The following is a 12,362-nucleotide window of genomic DNA, read 5'->3' as shown; positions in this document are numbered from 1 at the left end:
CTCAACTGGATAGAGCATTCGACTGAGTAGCGCGTCCACTCTCCGCCTGTGCGGTCATGGAGGAGCTTCCTTCTCCTTGTTGGATCGAAGGGTTCGGGGTTCGAGCCCCCGGCGACCCACTGTGCCGCGGCGGCAGGCCGGCGACTGCCGGAGCCGACCGGGAGGGAGGAGCACGTGCTCGAGAAGCTGATCATCCAGAAGACCCTGGGCGTGCCAGCCAGTACCGGCGCGGCCGGCGACGGCACGTCGCGCTGCTGACAGCGCCGACCACCGGCTGTCAGTTCTGGCAAACCGGCAGTGGCGTCCCGTGCCAGACCCCGGCAAGGCTTCAGGGTCTGACAACCCTTGACATCCGGGGCACGGGACCGTGCGCCCGACGGCTCGGTCGGCATGCGCCGAGTCGCACCGGGCCCAGCGCCGCATCCGGGAGTGGCTGGGCGAGCCGGCCGGTCCGCCCACCTGCCCCCGTCCCGCCTCGGAGCCAGACAGCGCTTCCGCAGGTGCCCACGCCGAGTACCCCTGTGGACGGACATCGTGGCCGCTCGTCCTGACGGCGCCCGACTAGAATTCACGCCACATCAGGCGCGACCTGCCGATTCTCGGTGTCGCTGCCACTTCCCAGTCTTGTAACTAGCCCATCGTGAACCCGGTCAACGTGCCGTCCACCCGGCGTGGCAAGCAGACGAGTGACCAGGTCCACTCGCCGCCATGGGATCGACGACGGATCATGTGCTACGGTAGCCGAGTTGCAGTTTTGATTTCCGTAGACGTTTTCCGGCGCCTGATGGGGCATCTGAAACCCATCCAGGCGCTTTTCGTTTTCGTGTCGTTTTGACGCGGGTGATCAACGCGGCGGCGTAAGGGTCCGCACAGTGCGGTCTCTAACAGCCTGCGAAGGAGCAGACATGACTACAGGTACCGTGAAGTGGTTCAACGCCGACAAGGGCTTCGGCTTCATCAGCCCGGACGACGGCGGCGCCGACGTCTTCGCCCACTTCTCCGCGATCTCGGCGAGCGGCTTCCGCAGCCTCGACGAGAATCAGAAGGTGGAGTTCGACATCACCCAAGGCCAGAAGGGCCCGCAGGCGGAGAACATCCGCCCGCTTTGATCCACACTCTGCGAACGGCGGCCCGACTGGTTCAGCGGGCCGCCGTTCGGCGTTTCATGCGCTCACCACGGCATCGCGAAATCGTCTGATCGGCAGAAGGCCGGCCATCTCGGTATGGAGCCAGCTCAGCATTGCCCCCGTGTTCTCTTCTCTGGATCGATTCGGACCTCGGGCGCTAGTTGGCCCAGGCCGACTGTCAGCTCGCCCAAGGCGCGCCTCTGGCTCATGAACCAGACAGACACAGACATCGGCCTTTATCGCTAACGAGCCAAATTCCGCATCGCCGCCGCCCTGACGGTTGAGGCACGTACGGTCGCGGTCCAGGTGGAGCACACCATGGTCGGACTCGACGCCTCGCCTCCTGATGACTGTCAGACAGCCGGGACCCGGGGTGCACGGCGTTACATCCTGAAGGGTTGATGACTATGACGACGACCTACTCGGGTCCTGCGAGGCTGATCCTGGTCGACGGCGCATGCATATCCGGCATGGCTTCCCTCAGTACCAACCAGCGCGGAGGACTCAACGGCTGGGGCGGCACGTTCCGTCCGGACGAGATCACGACAGACCTTCGCAATGCAGTCGAAGGGCTGCAATTGGAACTGCCCTACGATCGGATGGGGACAGTCGCCGTCACCGGCATACGCAAGCTACTCGCCACGCAGGTGTTGATGTCGTTGGCAGGCCGCGGACCCGCACCATTCTGATCGTGCGCCGCACGGCCGCCGCTACATCGCCGCCGCGACGCGGTCACTCTGCTCTGACGCAGCGACGAGGGCAACCGTGTTGATCGGTAGACTCTGCCAGGAACCGTTAACTCTCATGGCACCCCTTTATGTCAAGACACCGCTCGGAGGGCGGGTTTAGGCTGGCTGGTGGCGGGTCCGGGAAGTGGCTTGTCCGAAGGGCCGATGTCCGGGGTCAGGTCGGTCACGCTGGATTGCAGAGTCGTCCCCGAGTGCCCTCCCGGATCCGCCGCCTGCCTGCGTTTCTGGTCGGCGACCATGCGGGCGTAGACGACGTTGGACAGTCGGCGTTTCAGCGCGCGCATGGCTTCCATCGACGTCTTCCCGGCGCCCTTCTTCGCGTCGAAGTAGGCGCGGCCTTCGGTGCGGTTGCGCAGCTGGACCACGGCCATGATGTGCAGAGTCCGGTTGATCCGCCGGTTGCCGGCGCGGGAGAGCCGGTGACGCTTCTGGTCGCCGGAGGAGGCGTCCAGGGGTGCGGTGCCGTTCCAGGAGGCGAACCGGTCGCGGTCGGCGAACCGGCTGATGTCTGCGACGTCTGCCAGTAGGCGGGCTGCGCCTGAGGGGCCGATGAGGTGCAACTCCATCAGGGTGGAGCCGCGGGCGAGGACCAGGGCTTTGAGGTCCTTGTCCGCGGATTTGATCTTCTTGTCGATGCCCTCGAGTTCACTGATCAGCTCGACGGCGAGGCGGCGTCTGGTCTTGCCCACGATGTCGCGGGGTTTGACCGTCGCGATCAACGCGCGGGCCTGTGGCGCGGACAGGAACTTCTTCGCCCCGCCGGGTAACAGTTCCAGCAGCAACCGGTGCAGCCGGTTGATGGTCTGGGTGCGGGCGCGGCCGAGCTCGTCACGCCGGTCGGCGAGCATGCCCATCACCTGCAGGTCCGGGTCGACCTGAACCTGCACCAGATTCGGGCTGCGTAGCGCCACCATCGCGCCCGAGTGCGCATCCACCGGGTCGGTCTTGCGGCCGTTGCCGGTGGCGAACACCCGAACCTGCGCCGACAGTTTCGCGGGCACGTCGAGCACCGTCTCACCGTCGTGGACCAGGCGGTGGGCGATGTGTTTGCCGATGCCGTTGCAGCCCTCGACCGCCCAGACCCGATCGGCGTACTTGCGGCCCGCGGCGAGCATGTCGGCGTAGCCGGCCTTGTCAGTCCCAAAGCGGCCCACCGCGAGCACCCGGCCGCGTTCGTCGACGACCTCGATGGTGGCTGAACGCCTGTGCGGGTCCATCCCGATGATCACGCTCATCGGCGCCTCCCTTGGCTGAACCGGATGGAGTTGTCAGCAAGGAGGGCACCGCTACTTTGAGCAGGACAAACCCCTTTCCAGCCTCTCCTCGCGCGGTGCTCGGCGAGACCGCAGGCCATGAGAGAGCCACACCAATGACACCGGTGGGCAGCCGCAATGTGGGAGCGTCTCGCCGAGCACCTGGACCGAGTCTGGCCGGACATCGATCCTGCAGGAAGTCTCTAAGTAGCCGATGTGAGCGCGTTTTACTGAAAGCGTTCGAAACTCGCCGCGATGATGTCCGCAGCCTCACGAGCGGGTTGTCGAGTACGCCAGGAGCGCCTGAGCCGTGATCGCCAAGACCCGCTCCGCGCTGTACGGGATCTTCCAATTGCCCTGCCACCACGGCTCTTCGCTGTGCTGATGGCTCAACTCAATGACCCTAAAGCCGTTGGGCGCCGACGCTTCGGCAAGAAGTTTGGCGGAACCTGTCGAGGACCGGTGCCGGCCATTCGTCACACGGACGAAGCAGCCCTCCCAACCACAAGGAGCATTGATGAAGTACGCGATGCTGATCGTCGGCGACGACCGCGAATGGACCGCATTGTCCCCGGCCGACGAACAAGACGTGATGAAGCAGGTCTACGAGTGGTTCGACCGGTGGCAGCCGACCGGCAAGGTCGCCGACGGCGGCGCCGAGCTACAGCCCCGGGACACGGCAAAGACAGTGTGCGCCGGCGCGAATGGCCAGACGCTGATCACCGACCGGCCGTACCTGGAACTCAAAGAGGTCATCGGCGCGATTGTCATGCTGGAGTGCAACGACATTGACGAGGCCGCGCGGACGCGGCCACCTGGCCATTCGCCGCCGGAAATCACGCCGGCACGCTGGTTTCAGCGGCCCCGCAGCTTGTCCCACAGCGTCCGTTGGGGCTGTGGTTGCGCCGGGGGCAGCACGTCTTCGGCAAGCTCCTGCCGGGCCGCGTCGCGGACGGCGGCGGGCAGGTCCGGAGTCACGCAGGCCAGCTGCGCCAGCGACGCCGCGATGAGCACGGGCCGGGTCTGTTGCGCCGCAAGCGCTTTCTCGAAGCGCTCCGCCACCAGCGCGGCGACGCCGGCCCGTTGCGCCGGGTCCATCCACGCCGAGACCACCAGCGCGTAGACGGCCGCCTCGGTGGTCCAGTCCTCGACGCCGAAGACGATGTCGGCCAGCAGCCCCGTTTCACCGCGGTGCAGCAGGCCAAGGCAGCACCACGCCTGCACGGTCCGCTCCCACACGGACATCCGTGCGTGCACCGGCGGCTGCGGCGGATGGACAAGCAAGGACAACAATTCTTTGACGGGTACCTCGCGCAGCCGCGCCGCCGCATGGAAGGTGACCGGAGGCGGGCCCCAGGACCGTTGCGCGGCAAGCTCCGCCACCACCCGCGCGGCGCCCGGGTCGGGCGGGGGCAGGGCCGGGCTCTCGTTGGTACCGTCGTAGTGCCACAGCATGGCGCCGCCCGGGCGCAAGGGCTGGCGCGGATCGGAGTCGCCTGGGCGGCCCATGGCGATGACGATGCCCGGGCAGCGCCGCCGCACCAGAGCGATCGCGCTCGGCGGCTCCATCGCGGAGATCCCCATCTCCGTCGCCATCTGCTGCGGCTTGAGTCCGGCGACGGTGTTGATGCTCGACGCCTTGCCGGGGGGTACAAAGCCCAGCCACGCAATGTCCCTGGCCTCCTCAAAATATCCGGCGTTGACGAGCTCTATCAGCTGGCCGAGGTCAAATGCGTGATGATCGGCAGGCATGCGGGCCAGCCTAGACCCCCACGGCCGGCGGGCGTTGCTCCGAGCGGCGATCCGGTGACGGCGATCCAGCCACATCCCTGTTCGCGGATCTGCCGGTAGAGGTGTGAGGCGTTGCGCTGGCCGAGGGTGAACTGCTCGTAGAGCCAGGGCATGTAGGCGTCGAGCAAGGTCCGGCGGTGGATCGCTGGCGCGAGGAGCACGTCGAGGCTGTCGGCGCGGGCGTAGCGGCGCACGGTGTAGTAGTCCAGGTCCAGGTCACGGCTGATGCCACGCAGTGATCGCCCGGCCGCGACCAGCTCCTGCACTGCGGCGTACCTGCTCCGGGTGCGGGCCACCAGCGGGCGGGGACGACCACGTACGTCGCAGTACTCGTCCGGTAACGGCGGCGACGGCAGATCGGCAGGGACCGGCTCCGCCGCGTCGAACGCGGTCTTGATGCAGCCGTGGTGCGCCGCGACGGTCTTCTCCACGGCCTCGCACAGGTTGTGCCACAGGTGCCAGCGGTCCGCTACCTGCAGGGATTGTGGGCTTCCCCCTGAGATGTGGACACCCTGAGACTGGACGCTGGTCCAGAGGAAGGGGTGTCCCCGTTGGGGCGTCCATCGAAGTACAGAGATCCTCGAATCACTCGCACGATTTCGGCGAATTTCCGGCGCACCACACTAGTAGCGGGCGGGCCGCGCTGGGGACGGCCCGCCCGAGTGGTACGGAGGTCAGCCGGTCTGACCGATTTTGTCGACGACTGCGAGGGTCAGCACAGCTGAGTATCCCGAGGTGCCGAGGAAGGCGTAGGTTTCAGCGTCGAAGACCAAGATGATTTCCTCCCCTCCGTTCGTCGACGGCCAGGCGATGCCGATGCCTGACCGGCCCGCGCCATCCGTGACGTTCTCCACGGCGCGCAGACCCGGCACCGCTGCCGCGGCTTCGTACAGTGCGGCCCGCGACGCCGGCCGCAGATAGCTCTCGGCGAGGTACAACACGTCCTTGCCTGCGGCGTTCACCGAACCGGGTTCGCCGCTGCGATGCTCGGCCAGGTAGGCCCCCATGGCAGTCGCGTCGGTGGGCATGTCGGGGCGGTACGCGGGTTCCGAGGTGCACGGCTCGGTCCGGCCCGGCACCATCTGACCGCCCTTCACCGCGGCGGCCCGCCCGTTCCGGCAGCCCGGAACGGGCGTTTCCGTGCGGTTGCCGGCGGCAGCTTCCCTTACTAGGCCGTCCCGGGTTCCGTCCACCGACAGCCAGCTCTCATGGGTCGACGGGCCGTCCTTGATGCGGCGGTAGATGAACTGGTCGGGCCCGGGGGTGACGTCGGGCACCTGGAGCGCCGCCGTCGCCGCGTTCCGCAGCACCTGGGTGGCGTTGGCCTTGGCAGCCGGGGCGTCACCGCCGAATCGATCGGGGGCGAGCACGAGTACCGAGGTGACCGCCGCGGCGATACCCGCCGCCGCCACCCCACTGAGCACGAGTCGCCACCTCCGTCGGGTTGAATGCCGGATCTTGGTGGGAGCGGGGGACGCAGGGGTCGTCGCGGCCAACAGCCGGTTGCGGGCCGAGGACAACAGTTCGGGGGTTGCCGGCGGGATCTCCGCGCCGAGTTGCCGGAGCAGTTGCATGTCATCCATTGCTTGATATCTCCTCGATTGTGTTGGTGGGATCGCTGCCAAGCGCCTCGCGGAGCAGCTTGCGGGCGCGGTGGAGTCGTGATCGCACGGTGCCGACCGGGATTGCCAATGCGCTGGCTGCTTCGTCGTAGGTCAGTTCCTCCCAGGCGATCAGCAGCAGTACGTCGCGATCGCCGGTGGAGAGCTTGGCTAGGGCGGCGAACAACATGTGGCGTAGCGACTGCGCGGTGACCACGGTGGTGACCCGGTCGGCGTGTGACGCCTCGCTCAGCGCGGGGATGTACGCCTGCCGCAGCCGGTATTCGCGTTCCTCCTCGCGCCGGTGCTGGCCGACGAGGTTGGTGGCGATCCCGTACAGCCATGGCCGGGCGTCCGGGTAGGCGCTGTCGAATCGTCCCCGACGGCGGAACGCCGCCAGGAACGTCTCGGCGACCAGGTCGTCCGCGATCCCGGCACCGAGACGCCTCGCCAGGTAGCGATGGATGTACGGCGCGTGCCGGTCGAAGATCACCGCGAAGCTCTCGGGGGCCCGGAGGGACCGTTCGATGACCGCCGCGTCCGTGAGTGTTCCGACGTCGACAGCCTTGACTCGTCTTGAACGATGCATGCACGACCTTTCGCAGAGCCGGGAATCATCACCTGTTATCCGTAGGCCGGAGCAAAACGGTTCACGGGCTGGCGCTGGTGCGGGGGAACCCACCCCGCTGGGTGGAGCGCCCGGCGCGGAGCCAACACCCGGAGCGGGCAGCACTCCCTGCCGCCCCAGGTCAGCGCGCAGTCGCGAGACTGAGCGCTCGCACCCTCGTAGCTCAAGGGATAGAGCAACGTTCCCTAACAACTAAGGACGTCTCGTAACCCGATTTCTGTGCCCTGAGGACGGTCACCGAAGATGTCGTGGCGCAGGTGATCTCCTCAGCCCTGCCGGAGTGGATCTTTCCGTTCACCGGTCTGCAGCCCGCCCAGTTCCGCAAGCTGGTCCGCCTGGTCGCCGAACGCGACGGGGACGCTATCGCCGACGGCCGGCCGGGCCGGCAGTGGGCCCTCGACCTCTGGCCGGGTCGGGTTCCAGGCAGTGCAGCCGTCGTCCCCAGGCGGCGTGAGCCCGGTTCGGATGAGGGCCGGCGTCGACGAGCCGGTAACCGTAGGGCGGACGGCCGCCGAGATGACGGCCCTGCAACTCGGCCTGAGCACGCATTGCCGCAGTCGTCCGATGCCGGGCCCGGGACACCTCCCGCTGAGAGTGCACGCCCAGCAGGTCCAGCAGCACCAGCTGCCGAGGGTTGTCGAAGTCCACCGGCTGCCCGCTACCACGTGCTGGCCGGCTACCCGCTCGACACGCTGTTCAGCCGCCTCGCCGGACAACCCATCGACACCATCGAAGCAGGCCACCACCTCACCACTCTCATCCGAGCGGAAGGCCCACGACAGCCACCAGCCGTCCCCAGGGCCGCGGCAAAGTCGTGAGGGTGTCCGGCTTGAGGTGGTTGGTGTAGACGCGCCCTTGGCGCGGGTAGCGGGGCGGGCATGGCCGTTCCAGAAGATCGTCAAGGTTCTCGAGGCCTTTTGATCTATCTGAAGTGAGCCATGCCCGCGCTGATCTCATCGCTGATCTCATCGTTGTCGACCGCACCGCCCGGGTCATCTGCCGTGGCCTCGGCCGCCGGCCTGCTCGCCGCGTTGGGTTCCCTGCCCGATCCGCGTGCCCGACGTGGGGTCCGACATGCTCTGGTTACCGTGGTCGCGGCGGAGGTGTGCGCGGTCGTCGCCGGTTACCGCTCGTACGCGGCGATCGGTGAGTGCGTCGCTGATCTACCTGCTGATACCGCGGCTGTGCTCGGGATCGACGCGGACCGGCGGCCGTCAGAGTTAGTCATGGACGAGTTGGCCACTTGACGCTTTTCCAGCTATCGAGCGGGCGAGGATCGCGCCGCGGCCTCGGGTAGCGAGTAGCAGCACGTCCGCCGTCCGACGGTACGTGAGGGGTGATGACCCGGCGCGGCGTCCGGGCTCTGCTGTCGGACTCGGAGCGCCGGTTGGGGGACGACCGGTCCCCGCACCTGCTGGCCGCGGGGACCGGTCGTCGGTGGCCTGCGGCGGCGGCGGCTGCTCCACCTGCACGTGGCCGTGGCCAGCAGCCGCGCGGCGCCGAGAAGGCGCAGCCGGGTTGGCTATTGGTTCGTATCGCTCCTGGCACACGAACCGAATCCCAGCGGCATCGCCAGTCGGTTGGCTCTCGCTACCGGGGCGCCAGTTGCAGATCACCGTTGATGGCGACCATGGATGTCCGTTGCCGTCGCCCCTCGGACACGAACCATTACCCCACGGTGCGCGCTGAGATCCACTGCAGCGCGCACCGTTTGCGTTTCCGGCTGATAGGGGCTCTTCGAATTTATGCGGGGTTGAGGTGTCCGCGGTGGCGTCGGGTGGTGGCGGTGCGGGTCCGTAGGCGCTGGTTTTCGGGGTTTCGGAAGCCGTAGGCGTCGCGGGCGATGGTCTTGATAACCCGGTTGGTTCCTTCCGAGCCGGCGTTGGTGATGCCGGTGGTCAGGAACGCCAGTATTTGTGGCCACCAGGTTTCGATCGTGGTGGCGAGCCGGTGGAGTTCGGGCAGGTCAGAGGCGGCGCAGGGGGCGTAGAAGCGGTGCAGAAGCCGGTGGACGTGTTCCCTGTTGGGCTGGGTGCGGGCGATCGCGAGCAGGTCGAGCAGGTCTTCTTTGGCGTTCCACGCGGCCAGGATCGGAGCACCGATCGCCGTCGGGAGGGCCTCGAGGGTGTCGATGAGGCGGTCGACGTGCTTGCCGGGCATCCGGGCGGCCGAGCGGGTCAGCCGGTTACGCATCCGCCATTCCGGGTCGCTGCCGCGACCACGGCGCCCCCGCTGGGTCAGGGTCATGCGGCGGCGGACCTCGGTGACCGCCCGGTTGGCCAGTTGCACGACGTGGAAGTGGTCAACGACCAGCACTGCGTGCGGTGACACCTGCCGGATCGCGGACTTGAACACGGTGCACATGTCGATCGCCACCGCCTGGACCTGCTCACGCCAGGCCGGCGGGCGGGCGGTCAGCCAGCCGGTCACCGCCGCCGTGGTACGGCCTTCGACCTGCGCCAGCAGGCCCTGACCACCAGACAGATCGCAGAAGCCGACGTGCCAGCGGTCCGCAGTCACGGTCCACGAACCGGCCTGCTCATCCCAGATCCAGTGCGGCTTGCCGCGGCGAACCTCATCGATGCCCAGCACCGCGACCGGCTCCGGCTCGGCCGGCAACACCGTACTCGCGTGAGCGGCGAACGCGGCAGCGACATCCGGCCACGAGACGCCGTGGTCCCGGGCGGCCTGCACGATCGTGCGCCCCGCGTCGGCGACCGCCGCCCCGGCCGCCTGTCGCAGGCGGCTGGTCAGCCGGGCACGGGCCGGGACCTGCGCGACCTGCTCGGTGAACGACTTACGCGGACAGCCCAGCGTCGGGCAGTACCAGCGACGTTTCCGCCAGCGCAGCCGCACCGTCCGGCCTCCGACCGGCAGGTCCCGCGGCCGGGTTGTAGTCCACTGCTTCACCTTCAGTGCACGCTGCCCGCACTGCGGGCAGCATCGCGCCTGCTCACAACCGGTGGACACGTCCACCACCGGGACGCCGGCGACGTCCAGCTCGACCCGCTCAGCGACCAGGCCGTCCAGGCCCAGCAACCGGGTCGTATCGTTGACCATGCTCGCAGCTCTTCACTTGTGACCATCCGAACTAGACACTCAGATGATCACTGACGGGCTGCGAGCCCTTCACGCTCGGGTCGCCTCAGCCGCGAACCCCGCTCAACTTCGAAGAGCCCTGATAGGTGAGCCGGAGGCCGAGTTGCGGATAGACCTCGGCCTTGTCGGCGGGTCGGCGTCGCGGAGCACGGTAGCCATGTCACCGAGCGCCTGTACCAGGTCATTGATCTCGGCTTGGCTCATCCGGCGCGGGCTGTCGCCCGACTGCCCGTGGAGATCGGCTTCAGCGCGAGCGCGTTCGACCTGGGTTTGAGAGATCCAGTCCGTCACCACCGTGGGGTCCGCTCCGACGTCGAGGGCGGCGCGGTAGCGCTCTAGCTCGGCGTCGCACTCGGTGATGATCGCCTGAGCCGCCGGGGCGAGCGCGGGCGGTTGGTCCAGCGGCTGGGCATCGGCCATCGCGGTGATGGTCTGTGCGATGCGGTGAGGTGTGAAGGCAGAGGCCAGCCAGGTGTCGAGCGCGTCGGTGAGGGCCTCCTCCCGCAGGTAAACGTTGCTGGGATGTGCGACCTGGTTGGCGAGGGCGTGACCTCACCACCATGGATCGGTTTCGGGATATGGGGGAGGGGCCTCCGGCTGGGCAGTCTGGTGAGGAATGCGAGCGGCGGATAGGGCGGGGTGAGTCAGTGACAGGCGGGCAGCTGGCGGCCGGCATTGAGGACGGTGCCGTCGGGACGGACGATCGCCACCCGGGCCCCACCTGTCCTCAGCCATTGGTGTAGCTCGCTGCCGGGTTCCGCAGTGATGAGAACTGCTCCACGCCGTTCAATGTCGGCTCGTTGGGTGGCGGACGGCTCGTAAGATGTGACGATCGCGAATCGGCCGGCGGCCACGTCGTCGAATCGATCGCCGTCGACGGTCGCGTTCGGGCACAGCCGGCCCGCGAGGGTGCGGCGCAGGCGTGGCCGGATCACCAGGTCGGACCGGTGCAGCGGGGGTGTCTGGCTGTCAGTGGCCAGTTCCCTGAGGCCGGGTACGAGGTGGAGCCGTGGTGCCACCGCGCGGCGGATGATGTGGCTGACTCTGCCGCCGGCCGTCATGGCGGTGCCGATGATCTTCGCCAGCTTGATCATGGCCCGGGTGTGCTGCTTGCGTTCGATCTCGTAGGTGTCGAGGACGGTCTCGGGCAGAGCCTCGTCGAGCACGCCGGCGAGTTTCCAGGCCAGGTTCATCGCGTCGCGCAACCCCGCACCCATGCCCTGCCCGATGAACGGTGGGGTGAGGTGGGCAGCGTCGCCGAGCAGGAACATTCGCCGGTCGCGCCACCGGTCGGCGACCTGCGCGCGGAAGGTGTATTCGGCCGCACGGACTATCGTGAACTCCCCGGCGGGAATGTTTCCCGTCCACGGCGAGATCAACGGATGGAGCCGGGTCATGTCGCGATAGTCGTCGGCGGTTTCACCGGATTTCAGCGGGAATTCCCAGCGGTAGCGGGTCTTCCCGACCCGCATGTACGTGCCGGCGCGGGCCGGGTCGCACAGCTGGTGCACGCCTTCCCACTGGCCCAGGTCGGCCTCGGTGACCACATCGACGACGAGCCAGCGTTGCGTGAACCCCAGGTCCTGCATGGTGGAGCCGATCGCGGCCCGGGTCAGGCTGTTGGCGCCGTCGCATCCCAGGACGTACCCCGCGCGGATGACGTCGTGCCCGCCGGTGACCGTGTCAGTGACGTCGAGCCGTACGCCATCGACGTCCTGGATCAGCGTGGTGACCTCGGTGCTGCCGCGCAGGGTGACGCTGCCGTACTTCTTGAGATTCCGGCGGAGGATCGCCTCCAGTTCCGGTTGGTCGAACAGGCTTCCGGGGGGATAGCCGTGCCTGCCCTTCGCCGGGTAGCGCTGGAACTCGGCCAGCACCCGCATGGTCCGGTCGACGAGCCGTAGACCTCGGTGTGGCCTGGAAATGGCGGCGAACTCGTCACGGAGCCCGAGGCGCGCCAGGATGCGGTGGACCTCGTCGTCGAGGGCGACGGCCCGGGGCAGGGGGTAGACCGAATCCCACCGCTCGAGAATCAGGCACTCGACGCCGTACTGGGCGAGCAGCGTCGCGGCGGTGAGCCCGGTGGGGCCTGCACCGACGATCACTACCGGAAC

General features: G+C 67.9%; 11 protein-coding genes and 2 pseudogenes. 5 read left to right on the top strand and 8 right to left on the bottom strand.

Features of this window, described 5'->3' with window-relative positions:
- Positions 1–905: 905 nt before the first annotated feature.
- Both cspE and I8N68_RS04570 read left to right on the top strand, forming a co-directional pair.
- Positions 906–1,109, top strand: a complete 204-nt coding sequence (cspE, locus tag I8N68_RS04575) for a transcription antiterminator/RNA stability regulator CspE (RefSeq protein ID WP_013283833.1) — start codon at positions 906–908, stop codon at positions 1,107–1,109.
- Between the two features lie 425 nt (positions 1,110–1,534).
- Positions 1,535–1,816 carry a hypothetical protein gene (locus I8N68_RS04570; RefSeq protein ID WP_234038701.1) on the top strand — a complete coding sequence of 94 codons (282 nt, stop codon included), beginning with the start codon at positions 1,535–1,537 and terminating at the stop codon, positions 1,814–1,816.
- Between the two features lie 131 nt (positions 1,817–1,947).
- On the opposite strand, the gene I8N68_RS04565 is transcribed toward I8N68_RS04570, so the two are convergent.
- Complete coding sequence (locus I8N68_RS04565) at positions 1,948–3,111, bottom strand: IS110 family RNA-guided transposase (RefSeq protein ID WP_234038700.1); 1,164 nt, start codon at positions 3,109–3,111, stop codon at positions 1,948–1,950.
- Positions 3,112–3,526: 415 nt separating this feature from the next.
- Here I8N68_RS04565 and I8N68_RS32710 point away from each other — a divergent pair.
- Positions 3,527–3,871: pseudogene (locus I8N68_RS32710) on the top strand (YciI family protein); the annotation flags it as partial.
- Positions 3,872–3,984: 113 nt separating this feature from the next.
- Here the strand turns inward: I8N68_RS32710 and I8N68_RS32705 are convergent.
- The 4 genes from I8N68_RS32705 to I8N68_RS04545 all read right to left on the bottom strand — a co-directional run bounded on the left by I8N68_RS32705 (position 3,985) and on the right by I8N68_RS04545 (position 7,110).
- Complete coding sequence (locus I8N68_RS32705; protein ID WP_234038800.1) at positions 3,985–4,881, bottom strand: hypothetical protein; 897 nt, start codon at positions 4,879–4,881, stop codon at positions 3,985–3,987.
- The gene (locus I8N68_RS04555) at positions 4,842–5,351 is read right to left on the bottom strand and encodes a hypothetical protein (RefSeq protein ID WP_200208018.1); all 510 of its coding nucleotides are present in this window, start codon (positions 5,349–5,351) and stop codon (positions 4,842–4,844) included. Before I8N68_RS04555 ends, I8N68_RS32705 begins: the two co-directional genes overlap by 40 nt.
- Positions 5,352–5,594: 243 nt before the next feature.
- Positions 5,595–6,503 (bottom strand): CU044_5270 family protein, encoded by a 909-nt coding sequence (locus I8N68_RS04550; RefSeq protein ID WP_200208014.1) that lies wholly within the window; start codon positions 6,501–6,503, stop codon positions 5,595–5,597.
- Positions 6,496–7,110 carry an RNA polymerase sigma factor gene (locus I8N68_RS04545; RefSeq protein ID WP_200208012.1) on the bottom strand — a complete coding sequence of 205 codons (615 nt, stop codon included), beginning with the start codon at positions 7,108–7,110 and terminating at the stop codon, positions 6,496–6,498. Before I8N68_RS04545 ends, I8N68_RS04550 begins: the two co-directional genes overlap by 8 nt.
- A gap of 287 nt (positions 7,111–7,397) precedes the next feature.
- On the opposite strand from I8N68_RS04545, the pseudogene I8N68_RS04540 reads away from it, so the two are divergent.
- Both I8N68_RS04540 and I8N68_RS04535 read left to right on the top strand, forming a co-directional pair.
- Positions 7,398–7,553, top strand: a pseudogene (locus I8N68_RS04540) (IS5/IS1182 family transposase); the annotation flags it as partial.
- Positions 7,554–8,087: 534 nt separating this feature from the next.
- On the top strand, positions 8,088–8,396 hold the full coding sequence (locus tag I8N68_RS04535) for a transposase family protein (RefSeq protein WP_234038699.1): 309 nt from the start codon (positions 8,088–8,090) through the stop codon (positions 8,394–8,396).
- 496 nt (positions 8,397–8,892) lie between these two features.
- Here the strand turns inward: I8N68_RS04535 and I8N68_RS04530 are convergent, their stop codons facing one another.
- The 3 genes from I8N68_RS04530 to mhpA all read right to left on the bottom strand — a co-directional run bounded on the left by I8N68_RS04530 (position 8,893) and on the right by mhpA (position 12,353).
- On the bottom strand, positions 8,893–10,209 hold the full coding sequence (locus tag I8N68_RS04530) for an ISL3 family transposase (protein ID WP_200208010.1): 1,317 nt from the start codon (positions 10,207–10,209) through the stop codon (positions 8,893–8,895).
- 102 nt (positions 10,210–10,311) lie between these two features.
- Positions 10,312–10,668 (bottom strand): hypothetical protein, encoded by a 357-nt coding sequence (locus I8N68_RS04525; protein WP_200208008.1) that lies wholly within the window; start codon positions 10,666–10,668, stop codon positions 10,312–10,314.
- 224 nt (positions 10,669–10,892) lie between these two features.
- Positions 10,893–12,353, bottom strand: a complete 1,461-nt coding sequence (mhpA, locus tag I8N68_RS04520; protein WP_200208006.1) for a bifunctional 3-(3-hydroxy-phenyl)propionate/3-hydroxycinnamic acid hydroxylase MhpA — start codon at positions 12,351–12,353, stop codon at positions 10,893–10,895.
- Positions 12,354–12,362: the final 9 nt, after the last annotated feature.

This window comes from Micromonospora coerulea, from assembly GCF_016598485.1.
Classification (GTDB): domain Bacteria; phylum Actinomycetota; class Actinomycetes; order Mycobacteriales; family Micromonosporaceae; genus Micromonospora; species Micromonospora coerulea.
This window is presented reverse-complemented; position numbering and strand designations above follow the sequence as displayed.